Below are 19,604 nucleotides of genomic sequence, written 5' to 3'. Positions count from 1 at the left end.
GCCGCCTTGACCGCCAGAAAAACCGCCATCGTCACCGGTTCCACCTCGGGCATCGGCCTGGCCATTGCCCACGCGCTCGCGGCCGAAGGCTGCAACGTCGTCGTCAATTCCTTTTCCGACACCGCCGACGATCACGCCATCGCCGACGCGATCGCGAAGCACCACGAGGTGAAGACCGTCTACGTCAAGGCCGACATGTCGAAGCCGGCCGAGTGCCGGGCTTTGGTGGCGAAGGCAGCCGAGGCATTCGGCTCGGTCGACATCCTGGTCAACAACGCCGGCATCCAGCATGTCGCGCCGGTCGAAAGCTTCCCGATCGAGAAATGGGATGCGATCATCGCCATCAACCTGTCATCGGCCTTCCACACCATCGCAGCCGCCATCCCGTTGATGAAACAGGCCGGTGGCGGCCGGATCGTCAACGTCGCCTCGGCCCACGGCCTTGTCGCTTCGCCGTTCAAGTCGGCCTATGTCTCGGCCAAGCATGGCATTATGGGCTTGACCAAGACTGTCGCCCTGGAGCTGGCGCGCGACAAGATCACCTGTAATGCCATTTGTCCGGGCTATGTGCTGACGCCGCTGGTCGAGGCGCAGATCCCCGACCAGATGAAGGCCAACAAGATGGACCGCGAGACGGTGGTCCGTGAGGTCATGCTCGACAGGCAGCCTACCAAGGAGTTCGTCACCGTCGAGCAGGTTGCGGCGGCCGCGGTGTTCCTATGCTCGGATGCGGCGGCGCAGATCAACGGCACGCACATCTCTGTCGACGGCGGCTGGACCGCTTAGTGAGGCTTCCAGCGGTCAAGGGCCACGCCATGCCGAAAAACGGCAAGGCGGAAGAGCCAAAGAAGATCAATGTCGCGCTGCAAGGCGGCGGCTCGCACGGGGCGTTTTCCTGGGGCGTGCTCGATCGGCTGCTCGAGGACGGGCGCCTCGACATAACGGCGGTTTCGGGCACCAGCGCCGGCGCCATGAATGCCGTGGCGCTGGCCGACGGCTTTGTCCGCGGCGGTGTCGAGGGCGCGCGGCGGAAGCTCGACGATTTCTGGCGTGCGGTGGCGGCAAAGGGCCGCTTCAGCCCGGTACAGCGCATGCCCTGGGACGTCGCCTGGGGCAATTGGTCGATCGAGAACACGCCCGGCTATTTCCTGTTCGATACGATGTCTCGGGTATTTTCGCCCTATGTCGCCAATCCGCTCGCAATCAATCCGCTGCGCGACGTGGTCGAACGTGAGATCGATTTCGACAATGTGCGCGCCTGCAAGTCGATGGAACTGTTCATTTCCGCTACCAATGTCGAGACCGGCCAGTTGCGGGTCTTCTCGGACGGCGAGATCGACCTCGACACAGTGATGGCGTCGGCCTGCTTGCCGCAATTGTTCCGTGCCGTCGAGATCAAGGGCGTGCCCTATTGGGATGGCGGTTATGGCGGCAACCCGGCACTGTTCCCGTTCTTCAAGACGGCGGCCACCGAGGACGTGCTTTTGGTGCAGATCAATCCGGTGGTCCGCGAGGGAACGCCGAAGAGCGCCAATGAGATCCAGAACCGCATCGACGAGATCACCTTCAACGCCGGGCTGTTGCGCGAATTCCGCTCGATCGCCTTCGTCAAGGAACTGATCGCCGCCGGCCGATTGCCGCACGGCGAATATCGCGACATCCGCATGCACCGCATCGATGCCGACGAAGCGTTCAAGGATCTGTCGGCATCGTCCAAGGTCAATGCCGAATGGGCGTTCCTTGCCTATCTGCGCGACCTCGGCCGCACCGCAGCCAGTGATTGGCTGGAAGAAAATTATGACGCCGTCGGCAAGCGGCCGACGATCGATCTGTCCGGCGAACTCGACGACGGCTTGAAGCCTTTGCGCGGGCCGGCGCCGGGTCGGCGGGTCAAGGAGTTTCTTGCGGCGCGCAAGCAGCCCTAGGCCGCCCGCCGTCCGGCCTAGCTGCTTCGCAAAGCAGATGGCATTCGCAATCTGTCCAATCATCCTGACACTTGCTGCCATGCCGCTGTTTTGGCAATCAACAGCCGATGCTGCGGCCGCATCTTTGCGGACAAAGCAACAATCCATCAACTTTTCTGACTATATTGCGATGCAACTTTGAGGTAGAAGCGCGCTTCGCCGATCACGGCAATTTGAATACGGCCTCGCGCGCACCCATATCGGCGACGCGCCCCAAGTAGAAGATGCGGCCTGGCCGAACCCCGCGCACTGGAAAAAATGACGATGCCGAAATTCAGGTTTCACAAGCTTGCAGCCATTGTTGTGCTCATCGGGTTCGCCGGCTGGATGGCGACAGGCGAGTTCTCGTCCGTCGGCAGCGCGTCCGCCGACAACAAGCCCAAGGCAGGAGAGGTCGAGCAGCCCAAGGCAGCCGACGCAGGCAAGCCCCAAACTGGTAAACAGGGGGCTGCCAAGCCGGGGACCGCCGAGGCGGAACAGCCCAAGGCGCCGTTGCGCACGGTCGCGGTCATAGCCCCGCCGCGGCGCACCTATGCACGCGCTATCCGCATTTCCGGACTGACCGAAGCCGACAAGCGCGCCGTCCTGGCGACACGCGTCGCCGGCGTCATCGACAAGCTGCCGGTCAAGCAGGGCCAGCACGTCAAGACCGGCGACCTGATCCTGATGCTTGCCGCCGAGGAAAAAATCTCGGCGGTCGACAATGCCAAGCAGCTTGTCGTGCAACGTGAGGCAGAGCTGGCTGCGGCCCTGGGGCTGATGAAAACCGGCAATCTGCCCAAGTTGCAGCTCGACACAGCCCGCTCCAACCTGACGCTGGCCAAGTCGCTACTGGACGCAGCGCAAGCCGAACTCGACCGCAACGAGGTGAAGGCGCCCTTCGACGGCGTTATCGACCGGGTACCGGTGGAGCTTGGCAGTTCCGTGATGCAGGGCGGCGAGGTGGCGACCATTCTGAAGCTCGATCCGGTGATCGCCCGCGGCGAAGTCAGCGAACGCGATCTCGGCTATCTGAAGATCGGCGACAAGGCCGATGTGCGTCTGGTCAGCGGCCAGAATGTCGAGGGCACGGTGCGCTACATCAGCCGCGATGCATCTTCGGCAACCCGTACCTTCCGCGTCGAAGTCGCCATCCCCAACGCCGATGGTTCCGTACCGGCCGGCATGACGGCAGAAATTGCGCTCAGCGCCCAGCCGACCGACGCCGTCATGCTGCCGCGCTCGGTGGTGACGCTCGGCGACAAGGGCGATCTCGGCATTCGCGCCGTCGACAAGGACGACAAGGTCGTGTTCTTCCCGATCGACCTGGTCGACGACACGCCGACCGGCCTGGTGCTCGGCGGCATTCCGGCCGACGCCCGCATCATCGTCGCCGGCCAGGAACTGGTGAAGGAAGGCGAAGTGGTCAAGCCGGTCGAAGCCGACCAGGCGACCATCCAAAAGCTGTTGGGCGAAGCGACGACCGGGACGCAGTAATCATGGACATCGTCAAACTTGCAATCAGCAATGCCCGGCTGACCATTTCGGTCCTGGTCTTTCTCATCCTTGCTGGTGCGGTCGCTTACCAGTCGACGCCGAAGGAAGCGGAACCCGACGTTCCGATTCCGATGATGTATGTCAGTCTGATCTACCAGGGCATCTCGCCGGAAGACTCCGAGCGCCTCCTGCTGCGGCCGATGGAAGCCAAGCTGAAGAGCCTGAAAGGCCTCAAGGAGATGCGCTCGGCCGCCTTCCAGGGCGGCGGTTATGTGCTCGTTGAATTCCAGCCACAGACGGATCTCGCCACGGCGCTGCAGGACACGCGCAGCAAGGTGCAGGACGGCAAGGCCGACCTGCCGCAAGCGGCTGAGGAGCCCGTGGTCTCCGAGGTCAACATCTCCGAGTTCCCCGTCCTGGTCGTGACGCTGTCGGGCGAGGTGCCTGAGCGTGTGCTGACGGCGGCGGCGCGCGAGCTGCGCGACCGCATCGAGGAAGTGCCTGGCGTGCTCGAGGGCTCGCTGCAGGGTGCGCGCGACGACCTCGTCGAAGTGGTCATCGATCCGATGAAGCTGTCTTCCTACGGGCTGCAGCTCGACCAGTTGATCGGTGCGGTCGGCGCTTCCAACAGTCTTGTCGCCGCCGGCAACATCGAAGGATCCGAGGGCAAATACGCGGTCAAGGTGCCCTCGCTTATCGAGACACCACAGGATGTGGCGGCGCTTCCGGTCGTCGCCGGCCCCAATGCGGTGGTGCAGGCCAAGGACATTGCCACCATCCGCTCCACATTCAAGGACGCCGAGACGGTCACCCGCCTCGACGGCAAGCCGGCGATCGCCATCGAGGTGAAGAAGCGCATCGGCTCCAACCTGATCGATACGATTGGCAAGGTCAGGGAGGTGTCCGACGCCTTCATCAAGACGATGCCGGAGGGCATGCACGTCACCTACACGCAAGACAAGTCGGTCTTCGTGAACCAGTTGCTCGGCGACCTGCAGAACCACGTGATGATCGCCGTCATCCTGGTGTTCATCGTCATTCTCTACGCGCTGTCTGGCCGTGCCTCGCTGCTGATCGGATTGGCCATCCCCTCGTCCTTCCTGATCGGCATCCTGTTGCTGGCAATGATGGGCTACACGATCAACATGATCGTGCTGTTCAGCCTCATCCTGGCGGTCGGCATGCTGGTCGACGACGCCATCATCGTCACCGAATTCGCCGAGCGACGCATGAGCGAGGGCATGCCGAAGGAGCAAGCGTTCGCGCTTGCCGCCAAGCGCATGGCCGGCCCGGTCATCGCGGCGACGATGACGCGCATTGCCGCCTTCTCGCCGCTGTTGTTCTGGCCGGGCATTATCGGCGACTTCATGAAGTACATGCCGATCACGCTGATCGTGACGCTCTCGGCCTCGATGCTCTATGCGCTGGTCTTCGCGCCGACGCTGGGCGCGATATTTGCCAAGGCGCCGGCCCATCACCCCGACGACAATCGCGACGGCTGGTACATGGCCGTGGTCAAGCAGGCGGTGCATTATCCCATCACCGTGCTTGTCCTCACTGTGGCGCTGTTGTTCGGCGTCGGCTACGCCTATTCGAAATTCGGCGCCGGCGTCGAATTCTTCCCGAATGTCGAGCCTGACTACGGCCTGCTCTACGTCCACGCCCGCGGCAATCTTTCGCTTGCCGAAATGGACTCGGCCACCAAGACCGCGGAAAATCGCCTGCTCGGTTGGCCGGGCGTGAAGTCTGTCTATACCCGCGTCGGCAAGACGCAGGGCGGCGGCCAGGATGTTCCGGAAGACGTGGTTGGCGTGATCCAGTACGAATTCGTCGACTGGCGCGAGCGTAAATCGGCGAACTCAATCCTGGACGAACTGCGCGGCGTTATGGCCGGCATTCCCGGTGTTGACGTCGAGGTTCGCGTGCCGGAAGCCGGCCCGCCTACCGGCAAGCCGATCCAGATCAGGCTTTCGGCCGTCGATCCGAAGGGCCTTGACGACAAGGCCCGCGCCGTCGCCGCGCGCATAGCCAAGGTGCCCGGCGTCATCGATATTTCCGACGGCCTGGCGCCGCCCGGCGTCGACTGGGCGCTCGAGGTCGATCGCGCCAAGGCGGCGCAGTACGGCATCAGCCCAACCGCGGTCGGGACGGTCGTGCAATTGGTGACCAACGGGCTGAAGCTCAGCGAGTACCGGCCCGCCGGCGCCGACGATGCAGTCGACATCAGGCTGCGCCTGCCCGAGGATCGGCGCACGCTGTCGACGCTCGACGAACTCAGGGTGCAGACCGCGCAAGGCTCGGTGCCGATCTCGAACTTCGTCGTGCGCAAGCCGGAGCCGACGGTCGGTATCCTCAACCGCATCGACGGTGCGCGAACGGTCGTCGTCCAGGCCAACGTCGCCGCCGGCGCCCAGGTGGCTGCCGTCCAGCAGGAGGTCACCAAAGCTGTCGCCGACATGAACCTCGGCAGCGGCATTCGCTGGAAGCTTGCCGGTTCGAATGAGGACAGCGCGGAGGCTGGTGCCTTCCTCAGCAAAGCCTTCGGTGCGGCGATCTTCCTGATCTTCATCGTGCTTCTGGCGCAGTTCAACAAGTTCACCAGCGTCTGGCTGGTGCTGTCCTGCGTGGTCATGGCGACGATCGGCGTGTTCCTCGGGCTGCTGCTGACGGGAGAGGCATTCGGCATCGTCATGTCGGGCATCGGTGTCATCGCGCTGGCCGGGGTGGTGGTGAACAACAACATCGTGCTGATCGACACCTATGACCGGTTGCGCGAAGAGGGCTGGGACAAATACGAGGCCGTTCTGCAGACCTGCCGCGAGCGTGCCCGCCCGGTGGTGCTGACGGCGGTGTCGGCGATCCTCGGCGTGCTGCCGATCGCCTTCGGCCTCGGCCTCGAAATCTTTCATCACGAGACGACGATCAACGCGCCGTCGACGCAATGGTGGATTTCGCTGTCCTCGGCGATCGTCTTCGGGCTGTCCTTCGCCACCGTGCTGACGCTGGTGGTGACGCCGTCGATGCTGATGGTGTTCACTCGCGCCAAGGTCAAACCCGGTGCGCGTCGGGGCTGGTTCAGCCGCCTGTTCGGGCGTCGCAAGGCCGAAACCCCGTCGAAAGGCCTGGACGCCGATCTGGGCGCCGAACCGGCGATCGCCTTCCCGAAGGCCGCCGAATAGAGTCCGGATCGCGGTCCTGATCAAGCAAGGCCGCCCGGGAACAATGGGCGGCCTTCTGCATTGTTCCGTCATTGCAACCTCAAAGCGAGGATTTTCTGATGACGATCAGCACCATTCTCATCATTATCCTTATTCTTATTCTGATCGGCGCGGTTCCGGCGTGGCCGCATTCGCGGTCCTGGGGTTACGGACCATCAGGCATCGTCGGCGTCATCCTGATCGTTGTCCTGGTGCTGCTGTTGATGGGCCGGATCTGAGCGCAACCTTCCTCCCCGACCAGCGGCGGATGACCGTGAGGCCATCCGCCTTTTTTTTGGTTTGTTGTCAGGCAACTTTTTGCGTCGTTTTGATCGTGGCGATGCCGATATCCTCGAGCGCTTTCGACACTGCATTTTCCAGCGGCGTGTGCGGGATCGTACCGATAACGCTTTCCAGCCTGCCTGAAACCAGCCGGTGCGGCTCGAAGCGGAGATAGGACATCGAAACGATCTCGCGCCACATCGCCACGAACGGGCCGCCGGCACGCAGCACCCACCACGGCATCGACGTCAGTTTCAGCGAGCGCCCGAGCGCCTTCTCCGCGGCCGCCTTGATCTGCAGGTCGGTCACCGCATGGCCGGGAAAGTTCAGCGCCTCGTAGAAGCCGAGTTTGTCGAGATTGTCAGCCAGCCCGACGAAGGCCTTGGCCAGGTCGGGCAGATAGGCCCATTCATGCACGAGATCGACCGGCCCTGGGGCGGTATAGACGCCCTTGGTCATCTTGGCGGCAACAACCAGATCGAACCACGATCCGCTGCCGGTGCCGCCGAAGAAATCACCAGCGCGCAGCAGGATCGTGCGCACCAGACCCGCGTCGGCCTCGCGGCGAAACAGATCTTCCATGGCGACGCGGATACGGCCCTTTTCCGTCGTCGGGCGAAACGGCGTGTCTTCGGCGATCACCGCCGGCATCTGCGAGCCGTAATAGTAGACGGTGCCCGGGAAGAGATGCAGCGCGCCGTTCGCCCGGCAGGCAGCCATCACATTCTCGGCCATCGGCAGGCATTTGCTCCAGTCGGTGTAGAGCGGGTTGAGGCCGTTGAAAATGATATCGACGCCTTCGGTCGCGCGGATCAGCGCAGCACGGTCGAGCGCGTCGCCGGCGATCGCCGTGGCGCCTTTGAGCTCGGCCGGCACCTTGCCGCTGCGGGTGATGGCACGGACATCGTAGCCGGCATCGATGAAGGCCTTGGCCACCGTGCGGCCGAGGCGGCCATTGGCGGCGGATTTCCTCTACGAAGAGTTCAAGCGCTATTCGGCCGGTGCGGGCTCGGCAGCGAATTCGGCGCGGTGAGCGAGGCCGGCCATCAACAGCACGACGACCAGCAGCCCGGACAGAGCGACGAAGATCGGGCCGAAGCTCGAGTGCTCGGCGATGAAGCCAATCGCCGACGGCGCCACCAGAATGCCTGAGTAACCCATTGTGGTGACGACGCTCATGCCGGTGCCGGACGCCATGCCCTCCTGGTTGCCGGCGGCCGAAAAGATGATCGGCACCATGTTGGCAATGCCGAGGCCGCAAAAGGCAAAGGCGGCAATGGCCAGCCAAGGCGAGGGAGCCAGCCCGGCCACCAGCATGCCGGCAGCAGCGGCAAGGGCCGAGGCGCGCAACGTCGTAACGGCACCGAAACGGTTGCGGACGCCATCGCCGAGAAAGCGCATAATGGCCATGACGCCGGAAAAGGCGGCATAGGCCAGGCCTGCGATGGCAAGATCGGCGCCGAGCTCCTGCCTGAGATACAGCGCCGCCCAGTCGAGTACCGCACCTTCGGAGATCATTGTCAGCAGCGCCATGAGCCCAACCAGATAGACCAGCGGGTTTGCCGGCAGCGCGAATTTGTGGTGCTCGGCGACTGGGTGCTTGTCCTCGGCGATCAGGTAGCGGATCGCTACGGCGATTACGGCAAAGGCAAGAGCCGTCACCACTGTCGCATGGGCGAGGTGACCGTAGTTCTGGATGGCGAAACCGCCCAAAGCGCCGCCGGCGAAACCGCCAAGGCTCCAGAAGCCGTGCGAGGACGACATGATGGCACGGGACAGCCGCCGTTCGACTGCCACTGCATTGGCATTCATGGCGACGTCCATGCCGCCGATCGAACCGCCGAAGATGAACATGGCGATGGCTGCAAGGGGCACGTTGGGGGCCAGAGCCACAACCAAAAGGCCGAAGCTGCCGGCAAGTCCGAACCAGCGCAGCACCGTGCGCGAGCCATGCTTCGAGATCAGATGGCCGCACCAGGTCATGGCAGTGACGGCGCCGGCACCGAACAACAGAATCAGCAAGCCGAGCGTGAACCTCGAAATGTCGAGTCGCGTCAGGAACACCGGGATCTGCGGCGCCCAACTGCCGGTCAAGAAGCCGTTGGCGAGGAAGATGCCGGCCACTGCCCAGCGTCCACGAATCGCGATCTGCGTGATTTTCTGCGCGTCCATCGGGTAGAATCCGGTCCGGAAATGGCGTTGCGCGGCAAATTAGATCGATTCAATTCACAGTCAAGCGCTCTTCGCCGAAAGTGCTTGGACCAGACGCTACGTCCTCTCGCGTCGGCCAACCATCTCGGCGGTCCACTCCGAAATCCCTACGGCTCGAGATAAGGCGCGCCATCCTTGTGCACAAACCGGCCGTCAGCGTTGGTGCTCATCATGTCGATGTCGGAGCAGGTGGCGACGTCGTCGGGCCAGCGCGAACCGACTTCGAGATAGATCGCCATCGCGCCCGATTTATTGATCATGTGATGGCCGTTGCCTGATCCTTTCGGAAAGGCCGCGCAATCACCGGCGCGCAGCACCGTCTCGCCGGCATCTTCGACGAGCGTCAGCTCGCCTTCAAGCACGTAGACGAATTCGTCTTCGTGCGAATGCCAGTGGCGCTGGCTCGACCAGTTGCCCGGCGGCAGGCGCATGAGATTGATGCCGAAGTCGGTGAGCCCGCCTGCGTTGCCTAGCCGCTGGCGCACGCGTTCGGCACAGGGTGCATCGAACGGCGGTGGATAGGATGAGCCCTTGCGTCCGGGCACGTCGGCAACGTCAATCTTAGGCACGGCGTCCTCCCTAGTGATCCCTAGGGCGCCTTGCCTCGAACTCGGCCTTCTTGGCGTCGGAGGCTTCGACCTGGTTCAGTGCCTGCCACTCGGCATAGGGCATGCCGTAGATGATCTCGCGCGACTGTTCCTTGCTGAGTTCGACACCTTCGGCTTGCGCCGCATCGCGGTACCAGTTGGACAGGCAGTTGCGGCAGAAGCCAGCGAGGTTCATCAGGTCGATGTTCTGCACGTCGGAATGCTCGCGCAGATGCGCGACCAGCCGGCGGAAGGCAGCGGCTTCGAAATCGCGCTTTTGTTCTTCGCTGAGTTCGGTCATGTCATGTTGGCCTCCCTTGGGCCTCATCATACCGGCCCGGTGCGCGAGCCGAATATTTTCACCGCATGTATATCGGCACGTCGGTCTATCGCGTCAACGATCGGCGCCAGCCGTTCGGCCCAGGCGAGGGCACCCTTGCGGTCGGCGATCAGGTCCTGGCGGACCTCGAGCAACGCATGGGCAAAGCCGTTGACGATGGCGTGCCTGAACATGGTATCGCCGCGCAGTGCGCCGTCATAGGGTTCGTTGTCGCCGACGATGAGGCTCTTGTCCTCGGCGAGCATGTCGATCAGCGGCCGCGCAACGCGGTCGTCCAGGTCCCACAATATGCCGACGTGCCACGGCCGCACGGAGCCCTGCATGGTCGGTGTGAAGGAATGCACCGAAAAGATGAAGGGTGCCTGCGCGGATGCTCGCGCCACAGAGGCGATCATGGCGCCGACGGCATCATGATAGGGGCGGTAAAAGCGGTCCAGCCGTCTTTCGCGCTCCTCCGGGGCCATGGGATGATTTCCCGGGATGATGGTGCCGTCATAGAGCTGACGAATCAGCGTTGGATCGTCTTCGCCGCGATTGGGGTCGATCAGCAGTCGCGAAAAATTGGCAAGCACCGCCGGAACGCCGAGCAGACTTGCGAGTTCGCGGGTTACAGTCTCGACGCCGATGTCGTAGGCGATGTGGCGGTCGAACTCCGCCGCCGGCAGGCCGAGACTGCCATACTCCTCCGGCAGGTCGCGGCGGGCGTGATCGGCCAGAAGCACCATGCCGCGCTTGCGATCGCCTTCGACGATATCGAAAGGCGCGAAAACTGTGGATCGGGTCATTGGCGGGAAAGGTCTGTTCGCTGGCTTTCGGGGAGGGTGGTATCGTCATTCCACGAAGAGAACGCTTGCGCAATGCCGTTGTTTGGCCACGGTTTCTGCCAAAAAACTGAGCAGGGGCGACCGCAAGCGCGCCAGAGCCTTCTAAATCGATTGGAATTGGACAGATCGGCGCGTTGACATGCGTACGGACTTTTCCGAAAAGGGGCGTTGAGAGATGCAAATGTGGTTCTTGAGGGGTTTCAGGATGGGTTTCGCCGGCAGGCTGCGTGTGCGCCACGCCTTGGCCATGCCGCTCCTGGTACCGGCCATGGCTCTTTTCGCGGTGATTTCGGCCTCGCCGGCACGGGCCGATTTCCGGGTCTGCAACGCCACGCAGAACCTGGTCGGCGTCGGCATCGGCTATCGCGCCAAGGCCGGCTGGATCACCGAAGGCTGGTGGCACATCGAAGGCTCGAGCTGCAAGACGCTGATCGAGGGACCGTTGTCATCAAGGTTTTACTATCTTTATGCAGAAGACGCCGAGCGCGGCGGACGCTGGGATGGCCCGATCAACATGTGCGTGGCCGAAAAAGAGTTCAAGATCGCCGGCGTTACCGATTGCGTCGCCCGGGGCTTTCAGCGCGCCGGATTCCAGGAATATGACACGGGCGAGCAGGCAAGCTGGATGGTCCAGCTGACTGACGAGCCCGCAACGGATGGCGCTCCAGCCGCCCCGGGAACAAACAGTCAATGAGACGCAGCCGCAAGGTCAAGATCCTCGCCACCATCGGTCCGGCCTCCTCGTCCGAGGAGATGCTGAAGAAGCTGTTCGAAGCCGGCGCCGACGTGTTCCGCATTAATATGAGCCACACCGACCATGAATTGATGCGGACGCTTGTCGGCCGCATTCGTGCCGTCGAGGAGGCGGTCGGCCGGCCGATCGGCGTTCTCGCCGACCTGCAAGGGCCAAAGCTGCGCGTCGGCAAGTTCGCCAACGGCAAAGAGGTGCTGACCGTCGGTCAGACCTTCACGCTCGACGACAATCCCGAGCCCGGCAATTCGACGAGGGTCTACCTGCCGCATCCCGAAATCCTGCGTTCGGTCGAGGCTGGTCATCGCCTGCTGATCGACGACGGCAAGCTCGAGCTCAAGGCGGTCAGCAGCAACGGCAAGGCGATCGTCTGCACCGTCGTCGCCGGCACCACCATTTCCGACAAGAAGGGCGTCAGCCTGCCCGACACCGACCTGCCGGTCGGCGCGCTGACGGAAAAGGACCGCCGGGATCTCGACGCGGTTCTGGCGACCGGCGTCGACTGGGTGGCGCTGTCCTTCGTGCAGCGGCCCGAGGACCTGGCCGAAGCGCGCAAGATCGCACGCGGCCGGGCGCTGATCATGGCCAAGATCGAAAAGCCGCAGGCCGTCGCCCGGCTGGCCGAGATCATCGAGCTTTCGGATGCGCTGATGGTCGCCCGCGGCGATCTCGGCGTCGAGATGCCTCTCGAAGCCGTGCCTGGCATTCAGAAGCAGATCACCCGCGCCGCGCGCCGTGCCGGCAAGCCGGTGGTGGTCGCCACGCAGATGCTGGAATCGATGATCACCGCGCCGGTGCCGACGCGGGCCGAGGTGTCGGACGTGTCGATCGCCGTGTTTGAAGGCGCCGACGCGATCATGCTTTCGGCGGAGTCCGCCGCCGGCGCCTATCCGGTCGAGGCGGTGGCGATGATGAACCGGATCGCCACCAAGGTCGAAACCGACCCGACCTATGCCGGAATTATCAACGCGCAGCGCTCGGAACCGGAAGCGACCGGAGCCGACGCGATTTCGCTCGCCGCCCGCGAAATAGCCGAGACGCTGAAGCTGTCGGCGATCATCACCTATACCGCGTCCGGCACGACCGGCTTGCGCGCCGCGCGCGAGCGGCCGCAAGTGCCGATCGTGGCGCTGTCGCCGATCCTCAACACGGCGCGGCGGCTGTCGCTGTTGTGGGGCACGCATTGCGTCGTTTCCCCCGACGCCAGCGACCTCGACGACATGGTCGACCGCGCCTGCCGCATCGCCTTCGATGAAGGTTTCGGCAAGCCGGGCGACCGCGTCATCATCACGGCCGGCGTGCCGCTGAGGACGCCGGGCTCGACCAACATGCTGCGCATCGCCTATGTCGGATCGGAAGTCGGCCGCTAATGTCGGCCGCGGCTGCCGGATAGGCCGGCTGCATGGCGCGTCGTAAACGCGGCGGCAGCCCGGTGCATTGACGGCAGTTGGGCTGCGATCAACGCCGAACTCCGCCAGCTTGCATCAGCCTGTGGCCGGCCGTGAAGCGGTTCGAAGGCCCTATCCGATCTTGAGCTGGAAGTCAGTTAAGGTAATCTCTCCTGGGAGAAAGAGGAGGGTGATCCAATGTGGATGCGCACTGATCTTCTGGAACTCCTCGGCATTGAGCACCCGATAATCCAGGCTCCGATGAGCGGCATCACCACGCCGGAACTGGCGGCGGCGGTCAGCAATGCCGGGGCGCTTGGCTCGCTCGGATGCGGCATTCTGCCTGCGGCGGCTATCCGCGAGCAGCTCACGGCGACACAGCACGCCACCAATCGTCCGATCAACGTCAACTTCTTTGCGCACCCGGCGCCGATACACGATGATGCGGCAGCCCAAAGTATGCGAGACCGCCTTCGCGGCTGCTATGAGGAGGTCGGCCTCGGACCGGTGCCCGAGCCGGGCGAGCCCTTCCCCACCTTCGATCGTGAGCGCCTCGAAATTGTGCTCGAGCTGCGCCCCAAGGTGGTCAGCTTCCACTTCGGTCTACCCGACACCGCAATTGTGCAGCAGTTGAAGGCGGCCGGCTGTACTGTCTTGTGTTCGGCCACCACCGTCTCGGAAGCGCGCCAGCTTCAGGCAGGAGGGGTGGACGCCATTATCGCCCAAGGATACGAGGCGGGTGGGCATCGCGGCACATTCACTGGCGACCCTGCTATTGGCACAGCCGGCACTATGGCACTCGTACCGCAGATTGTTGATGCCGTGCGGGTGCCTGTAATTGCCGCCGGCGGTATCTTCGACGGTCGCGGCATTGCTGCCAGCTTTGCACTTGGTGCATCTGGTGTGCAGATCGGCACGGCTTTCCTGGCCTGTCCTGAAGCCAATGTGCAGCCAGTCTATCGCGTAGCATTGCGCTCGGCCAACGACGAGAGCACGTCGGTGACTCGCTGCTTCACTGGCCGCCCAGCGCGCGTGGTGCGCAACCGGTTTGTGATGGAAATGGCTGGTGAGGAAGATGCAGCGTTGGCGTTTCCGCTGCAGGCGAGTCTGGTCATGCCACTTTCGATGGCAAAGGATGAAAGCAAGCGGGCTGACTTCTTGCCCATTTGGGCCGGGCAGGGCGTTGCGAAGCTGCGGGAGATGCCGGCCGCCGCCCTTGTGGAGAAACTCGTCACGGAAGCAAACGGCATAGATCGGGCCTATAGGGGAGTAGGGAGTAGGGGGTAGGGGAGTAGGGGAGTAGGGGAGTAGGGGAGTAGGGGAGTAGGGGAGTAGGGGGCATGTGTTCCACAGTGCAATCTGCACCTCTCACATACTACCCTATTCCCCTACTCCCTTACTGGTCTCAAATGCCTTCGCCGGCAAGCTCCTCGGAAAGTGCGGCGACCTGGTCCTGGGCGCTGCGCATCATTGGGTAGATGCCGAGCACGCGCTGCCAGGCCTCAAGTGCCGACTGCTTGTGGCCGGTTTCGGCCATGATCTGAGCCAGGCCCGAAAGCGCGCCGAAATGGCGTGGTTCGAGCTGCAGGGTGCGGTCGATGTCCGCCATCGACTTCCCGTAGTTCTTCATCATGAAATGAACAGTGGCGCGCCGGTTCCAGCCTTCCGCATAGGTCGGCTGCAAAGTCACAACCTGATCGAGGAAATCGAGTGCAACATCGAATTTCTGGTTTTCGATCGCCTTCTGCGACCATTGCATCATCAGGTCGATAGAGGCGCTGCCCGACTGGGACCACTCGCTGCCGATCCGTCCGGCGATGCGCTCGGCCGCCTTTTCATTGCGTTCGCGCTTGAGATCGGCAAACAGCTGATCGAGCCGCGCCTGTTTCGTCTTGACGACCGGAGGTGCTGCCGGCGGAGTTGTGGTCGGATCTTCAGCCCACGCCGGCAGCGAGACAGCGCCGGAAACGAGGAGGGCCGTGAAAAATGCAAAAAGAATCCGCATCGCGGGAATCTAGCCCCCGACGCCGGATCGTCAAACTGAATTTAGCGTGAGAGTCGTATCATGCGAACGGAGGCGCGCAGCCTCCGTCGAAAACTCAACCCTGGCGCGCCTTGTAGCGCGGCGCGGTCTTGTTGATGATGTAGACGCGGCCCTTGCGACGAACCAGCTGGTTGTCGCGGTGACGCGCCTTCAACGCCTTGAGCGAATTCTTGATTTTCATGGTCTTGCCCGTCGGTCTGGGCCCGGTCACGGGCCGAATTATTAAGGCGCGCCCACAGACGCGCCTTTGAACTGTGCGTGGCTCATAGACGAGGAGCGTTGCCCGTGTCAACCGCAAGCGCGTTGCCTAAACGATACGGACCGTTTCGTATCATCAATATCCGTCACTGGCGTTGCGCAGGCTTGAGACGGCTGGAATGATGCGGTTGCGAATTGGAGATCGTCATGCGCCGAATTCTTGTGTCCGCCTGTCTTGTCGTCCTCGCGGCAGGTTCTGTTGCCTATGCGCAGGAATGCGATCGCAACGACGACAGCCAGCAGATGATGAACATCTGCGCCGACGCGGACTACAAATCCGCCGACGCCAAGCTCAACAAAGCCTACCAGGATATCATCGGCGGAAGTGACGCAAAAGCCAGGAAGCTGTTGCAGACGGCGCAGCGCGCCTGGATCGCTTTTCGCGACGCGGAATGCAGCTATTCGGCCGCGGACAGCGAAGGCGGCTCGATCTATCCGATGCTGATATCGGAATGCCTGACGCGGCTGACCGACGATCGCACCAAGCAGCTCACCGCCGATTCGACCTGCGCGGAAGGCGATGTTAGCTGCGCCAGCCCCGACGAGGACGAGAGCGGCGAAATCCAGTAAGCGTAGGTTCTAACGTTGTGTTTGAGCATGATCTTTTCCGAAATCCGGATTCCACTTTTCGCTAGCGCGGACCTTCGGTTCGGGATCATGCTCTAGCTGCGGCGGCTCACGCGCGTAAAATGGCCCATCTTGCGGCCGGGCCGCGCCTCGGCCTTGCCATAGAGGTGCAGCATCAGATCGGGCTCGGCGAGCAGCTCAGGAACGCGCCTGACATCGTCGCCGATCAGGTTTTCCATGACGCAGTCGAACTGCCGGGCGGGATTTCCCAGCGGCAGGCCCGCGACGGCGCGGATGTGCTGCTCGAATTGCGAGATGGTGCAGGCGGCCTCCGTCCAGTGGCCGGAATTGTGGACGCGCGGCGCTATCTCGTTGGCCAACAGCGAACCGTCGGCAAGGACAAAGAATTCGACGCCGATGACGCCGACATAGTCGAGCGCTGCAAGGATCTCTGCCGCCGCCGTTTGAGCCGCAGCCGCCGTCTCGGATTTTACTCCGCCCGGCAGCGTCGAGCTGTGAAGAATACCGTTGCGATGGACATTCCACGCTGGATCGTAGGCGGCGAGCGAGCCGTCGCTGCCGCGCGCGGCGATCACCGAAATCTCGCGCTCGAAGGTGACGAAGGATTCCAGGATCAACGGCACGTTGCCCATCGCCTCGCAAGTGCCGGCAAAGCCGCCTGTTTCCATGTTGCGGAAGACACGCTGGCCCTTGCCGTCATAGCCCATGCGGCGCGTCTTCAATATTCCGCTGCCGTTGAACTGTTTCAGCGCAGCCGTCAGTTCCTCGTCATTGTCGACGGGGCTGAAATCCGCGGTCGGTATGCCGATGCCGTTGAGGAATTTCTTTTCCGCCAGCCGGTCCTGCGCCACTTCCAGTGCGCGTGCCGGCGGATAGACCGGCACCGTAGAGGCAAGTGCCGCGGCGGCCGCGACCGGTACGTTCTCGAATTCATAAGTAACGACGGCACTGGCCGCAGCCAGCTCGCTAAGCGCGGCCGCGTCGTCATAGGCGGCGACGATCTGCCGGTTGGCGACCTGTGCCGCCGGGCAATCCGGCTGCGGCTCCAGCACGACGATGCGGTAGCCGAGGCGGGCCGCGGCCATCGCCAGCATGCGGCCAAGCTGGCCGCCGCCGATGATGCCGATGCTCGATCCCGCCGGCAGGCTCACGGCGCGTCCGTAGGCTCGGCGGCCACCTTGGCGGTCTGCGCGGCGCGCCAGCTATCCAGCCGGGCGGCGAGCTTTTCGTCGCTCAGCGCCAGCACCGCGGCGGCCAGAAGGGCAGCGTTGGCGGCGCCGGCCTTGCCGATGGCCAAAGTGCCGACCGGAATGCCGGCCGGCATCTGCACGATTGATAGCAGCGAGTCCTGGCCCGACAGCGTCTTTGATTCCACCGGCACGCCGAACACCGGCAGCGGCGTCATAGCCGCCGTCATGCCGGGCAGATGCGCCGCACCGCCGGCACCGGCGATGATCACCTTGTAGCCGGCCGCCTTGGCGCCCTTGGCGAAGTCATAGAGCCGGTCGGGCGTGCGGTGGGCCGAGACGATCAGCCGCTTATGCGGGATGCCAAGCGCCTCCAGCGTTTCGGCGGCGTGGCGCATCGTCGCCCAGTCGGACTGGCTGCCCATGATAATGGCGACGTCGGCGCGATGATCGTCCAAGCTTCTGCTCCCCGGCGACAAAGGCGCGCATTAGCGGAATTCGGGTGGAACAGCAAGGATGGCCCGAAACGGGTAGTGTCTCAGTTTGAAATTTCACCGCAGCTACGATCTCTCCGATATTCCGAAGCCATCCCGTAACGGAAGCGTATGCCATCGGTTGCGAGCCTTTTTGACATCCCAGACAAAGTCGGCTCCGCAGTTGGAGCGGGCTCGTAGCGGAATCGAAGCACAATCGAAACCTTGTCTGGCGGGGTTTCTGGATATCTCTGGCGAAATTGATCGCTTGTTGCAATCTGCAAGTAGGAGTCCACTCTCGCCGATATGCTTTCGAGATGCGCAGTTATCGCCTCGTCATCTGTCCAAGGCAACGTATCAGTGATGACGAACCGCAGACCATTATTTCCCAAACGAACTTCCAAATCGTCCGAAAAATCATCCCTGATAGCAAAACTCTCGTTATTCATTATCCCTCAATTGTTTTGTACGGCATATAGGAGTTCGGCGCGTCGAGCGACAGTTGGTTGACGACGATTGACGCCGCGGCAAATTCGAACTGAGAGACTACCCGAAACGGGTGGCCGCTTCCACGGTTTCTGTCACTGCGCCGGCACGGTCGCTTCACCGGGCGGCTGCCGCCCGGAAACGCGTGACGAAATCGTCGAGCTCGGGCCGTTCGGTATCGGAAATCGCCCAATAGGAAAAGGCGCTGTCGCTCCAGTGCACCAGCGAGAAGCCACCGGTAGAAAGATCGACCGGCGCGGTTGTCGAGCCGGTTTCCTCGGGCGCCGCGACGAGAGTGATCAGGTGCTCGCGGTGCCTGTAGACCAGTGCCGGCACTGGCTGGTCGGCGATCACCTCGACCCGGCCGCCGAGCAACGCGAAGCCGTCACTGGCAAGGTCAGGTGCCGGCGGCGACAGGCCGACCCTGCCATCCAGCCAGGGTTTGACCGTGTGCCGGTCCGACGAGACGACGTCCACGGGGCTGGCTGCCAGCAGGCTGCGGCGATGGCCGCTGGCGACTGCGGCGGCAAAGCTGTCGGGCGCCCCGCTGAGCATCACCCATTGCGTCACGCCGCTGGCCAGCACGGCGGTGACGAGGATCGATGCCGCCATTGCGCGCCAGTCGAACGCGCCGAAGCGGCCCGGCCGCGTTTGGGTTGGCCGCATGTGGGTTGGCACGGTTTGCGGCGGCCGCGTCGGCGCCGGCCGAGCCTGTGCCTCGCCAGTCGCGCCGATCGCCGCGATGCGCGCATTGAGGGCGTCGCTGACCTGTGGCAGCGCCAGCCTGCCGACAGCGGACTGCAGCGCCACGATGCGGGCATGCTCGGCCGCGAGCGCCGGATCGGCGGCAATGCGCCGCTCGACCGCCAATGCTGCCGCTGCGTCGAGCTCGCCATCGACCAAGGCATGGATCATCAGTTCCACGCCCGCCGGGTCATCGGGCAGTCCATCGTTGTGCGCGCTCATGGCGCCCTCCCAAGTTGGGATATCAGCAGACCGCGCGCTCTCGCCAGCCGCGACATCACCGTGCCTAGCGGCACGCCAAGCAGCGTCGCGATCTCGCGATAGCTGAGGCCGTTGATGTCGCGCAGCACCACAGTCTCGCGAAATTGGTGCGGCAGCGCGGCGATCGCCGCCTCGAGTGCGGCCGTGTCGGCCTTGGCGATCAGGCTTGCCTCAGGACTATCCGTATCCGGCAGGCCGGCGCCATATGCAGCCGTCATGTCATCGAGGTCGCTCAGGTCGCCGACGGCGACGATACTGCGCGGCCGGTTGCGCGCCAGCCAGGAGTAAGAGGCGTTGCGCACGATCGCCAGCAGCCAGGCGCGCGCATTGCCGCCGGCATAGCCGGCGATGCCCGCATGCGCCTTCAAACAGGCCTCCTGCACCACATCCTCCGCGTCGGCGGCGTTGCCGGTCAGCCAGCGGGCAAGCGCAAGCGCATCCGCGAGATGGGGCAGAACCACCTCGCGAAAGCGCTCGGTCGCGGCCTCTTGGTTCAACACCGTCGCATCGCCCGGCATCCCGGGCAGAACCTTCCGAAAATCC

At 63.5% G+C, this 19,604-nt stretch carries 22 protein-coding genes; 10 read left to right on the top strand and 12 right to left on the bottom strand.

The window, feature by feature from the left end; translation table 11 throughout:
- Positions 1-6: 6 nt before the first annotated feature.
- From NKH33_RS06080 to NKH33_RS06055, 6 genes are all read left to right on the top strand, one after another.
- Positions 7-786, top strand: a complete 780-nt coding sequence (locus NKH33_RS06080; RefSeq protein ID WP_352452505.1) for a 3-hydroxybutyrate dehydrogenase — start codon at positions 7-9, stop codon at positions 784-786.
- A gap of 29 nt (positions 787-815) precedes the next feature.
- Entirely contained in the window at positions 816-1,925 is a 1,110-nt protein-coding gene (locus tag NKH33_RS06075) for a patatin-like phospholipase family protein (protein ID WP_352817817.1), read from the top strand.
- A 37-nt stretch (positions 1,926-1,962) separates the two neighbouring features.
- Positions 1,963-2,106: a hypothetical protein gene (locus NKH33_RS06070; protein ID WP_352452504.1), complete on the top strand. Its 144-nt coding sequence runs from the start codon at positions 1,963-1,965 to the stop codon at positions 2,104-2,106.
- Positions 2,107-2,228: 122 nt separating this feature from the next.
- Positions 2,229-3,440, top strand: coding sequence for an efflux RND transporter periplasmic adaptor subunit (locus NKH33_RS06065; protein ID WP_352817707.1), 1,212 nt, complete (start codon positions 2,229-2,231; stop codon positions 3,438-3,440).
- A gap of 2 nt (positions 3,441-3,442) precedes the next feature.
- Positions 3,443-6,619: an efflux RND transporter permease subunit gene (locus NKH33_RS06060; RefSeq protein WP_352918466.1), complete on the top strand. Its 3,177-nt coding sequence runs from the start codon at positions 3,443-3,445 to the stop codon at positions 6,617-6,619.
- 98 nt (positions 6,620-6,717) lie between these two features.
- Positions 6,718-6,876 carry a DUF3309 family protein gene (locus NKH33_RS06055; protein WP_023678456.1) on the top strand — a complete coding sequence of 53 codons (159 nt, stop codon included), beginning with the start codon at positions 6,718-6,720 and terminating at the stop codon, positions 6,874-6,876.
- 67 nt (positions 6,877-6,943) lie between these two features.
- On the opposite strand, the gene NKH33_RS06050 is transcribed toward NKH33_RS06055, so the two are convergent.
- The 5 genes from NKH33_RS06050 to NKH33_RS06030 all read right to left on the bottom strand — a co-directional run bounded on the left by NKH33_RS06050 (position 6,944) and on the right by NKH33_RS06030 (position 10,842).
- Positions 6,944-7,855 carry an SDR family oxidoreductase gene (locus NKH33_RS06050; RefSeq protein WP_352817712.1) on the bottom strand — a complete coding sequence of 304 codons (912 nt, stop codon included), beginning with the start codon at positions 7,853-7,855 and terminating at the stop codon, positions 6,944-6,946.
- 54 nt (positions 7,856-7,909) lie between these two features.
- A complete protein-coding gene (locus NKH33_RS06045) occupies positions 7,910-9,091 on the bottom strand; it encodes an MFS transporter (RefSeq protein ID WP_352817715.1) in 1,182 nt (393 codons plus the stop codon).
- Positions 9,092-9,237: 146 nt separating this feature from the next.
- On the bottom strand, positions 9,238-9,699 hold the full coding sequence (locus tag NKH33_RS06040) for a cupin domain-containing protein (RefSeq protein WP_352613450.1): 462 nt from the start codon (positions 9,697-9,699) through the stop codon (positions 9,238-9,240).
- 10 nt (positions 9,700-9,709) lie between these two features.
- Positions 9,710-10,018: a DUF1244 domain-containing protein gene (locus tag NKH33_RS06035; protein ID WP_352471171.1), complete on the bottom strand. Its 309-nt coding sequence runs from the start codon at positions 10,016-10,018 to the stop codon at positions 9,710-9,712.
- Between the two features lie 26 nt (positions 10,019-10,044).
- Positions 10,045-10,842, bottom strand: coding sequence for an N-formylglutamate amidohydrolase (locus NKH33_RS06030; protein WP_352817717.1), 798 nt, complete (start codon positions 10,840-10,842; stop codon positions 10,045-10,047).
- A gap of 286 nt (positions 10,843-11,128) precedes the next feature.
- On the opposite strand from NKH33_RS06030, the gene NKH33_RS06025 reads away from it, so the two are divergent.
- The 3 genes from NKH33_RS06025 to NKH33_RS06015 all read left to right on the top strand — a co-directional run bounded on the left by NKH33_RS06025 (position 11,129) and on the right by NKH33_RS06015 (position 14,307).
- Positions 11,129-11,575, top strand: a complete 447-nt coding sequence (locus tag NKH33_RS06025) for a DUF1036 domain-containing protein (RefSeq protein WP_352489443.1) — start codon at positions 11,129-11,131, stop codon at positions 11,573-11,575.
- On the top strand, positions 11,572-13,002 hold the full coding sequence (gene pyk, locus NKH33_RS06020) for a pyruvate kinase (RefSeq protein ID WP_352454861.1): 1,431 nt from the start codon (positions 11,572-11,574) through the stop codon (positions 13,000-13,002). Before NKH33_RS06025 ends, pyk begins: the two co-directional genes overlap by 4 nt.
- A gap of 216 nt (positions 13,003-13,218) precedes the next feature.
- Complete coding sequence (locus NKH33_RS06015) at positions 13,219-14,307, top strand: NAD(P)H-dependent flavin oxidoreductase (RefSeq protein WP_352918463.1); 1,089 nt, start codon at positions 13,219-13,221, stop codon at positions 14,305-14,307.
- Between the two features lie 118 nt (positions 14,308-14,425).
- Here NKH33_RS06015 and NKH33_RS06010 read toward each other — a convergent pair whose 3' ends face one another.
- Together NKH33_RS06010 and ykgO are read right to left on the bottom strand one after the other, a co-directional pair.
- Positions 14,426-15,025 (bottom strand): tetratricopeptide repeat protein, encoded by a 600-nt coding sequence (locus tag NKH33_RS06010; RefSeq protein WP_352918461.1) that lies wholly within the window; start codon positions 15,023-15,025, stop codon positions 14,426-14,428.
- 94 nt (positions 15,026-15,119) lie between these two features.
- Positions 15,120-15,245, bottom strand: coding sequence for a type B 50S ribosomal protein L36 (ykgO, locus tag NKH33_RS06005; protein WP_006327841.1), 126 nt, complete (start codon positions 15,243-15,245; stop codon positions 15,120-15,122).
- Between the two features lie 224 nt (positions 15,246-15,469).
- Between ykgO and NKH33_RS06000 the strand changes: the two genes are divergently transcribed.
- Positions 15,470-15,892, top strand: coding sequence for a lysozyme inhibitor LprI family protein (locus NKH33_RS06000; protein ID WP_352471167.1), 423 nt, complete (start codon positions 15,470-15,472; stop codon positions 15,890-15,892).
- A gap of 92 nt (positions 15,893-15,984) precedes the next feature.
- Here the strand turns inward: NKH33_RS06000 and NKH33_RS05995 are convergent, their stop codons facing one another.
- The 5 genes from NKH33_RS05995 to NKH33_RS05975 form a co-directional block, all read right to left on the bottom strand.
- Entirely contained in the window at positions 15,985-17,061 is a 1,077-nt protein-coding gene (locus NKH33_RS05995; RefSeq protein WP_352471166.1) for a 5-(carboxyamino)imidazole ribonucleotide synthase, read from the bottom strand.
- Entirely contained in the window at positions 17,058-17,555 is a 498-nt protein-coding gene (purE, locus tag NKH33_RS05990) for a 5-(carboxyamino)imidazole ribonucleotide mutase (protein WP_023678468.1), read from the bottom strand. Before purE ends, NKH33_RS05995 begins: the two co-directional genes overlap by 4 nt.
- A gap of 80 nt (positions 17,556-17,635) precedes the next feature.
- On the bottom strand, positions 17,636-18,019 hold the full coding sequence (locus tag NKH33_RS05985; RefSeq protein WP_352613460.1) for a DUF6572 domain-containing protein: 384 nt from the start codon (positions 18,017-18,019) through the stop codon (positions 17,636-17,638).
- A gap of 154 nt (positions 18,020-18,173) precedes the next feature.
- A complete protein-coding gene (locus NKH33_RS05980; protein ID WP_352613462.1) occupies positions 18,174-19,022 on the bottom strand; it encodes an anti-sigma factor family protein in 849 nt (282 codons plus the stop codon).
- The gene (locus tag NKH33_RS05975) at positions 19,019-19,579 is read right to left on the bottom strand and encodes a sigma-70 family RNA polymerase sigma factor (RefSeq protein ID WP_352817726.1); all 561 of its coding nucleotides are present in this window, start codon (positions 19,577-19,579) and stop codon (positions 19,019-19,021) included. The genes NKH33_RS05980 and NKH33_RS05975 overlap by 4 nt, the downstream gene beginning before the upstream one ends.
- Positions 19,580-19,604: the final 25 nt, after the last annotated feature.

This window comes from Mesorhizobium sp. M1182 (assembly GCF_040318335.1).
In the GTDB taxonomy this organism is placed as follows: Bacteria; Pseudomonadota; Alphaproteobacteria; order Rhizobiales; family Rhizobiaceae; genus Mesorhizobium.
This window is presented reverse-complemented; position numbering and strand designations above follow the sequence as displayed.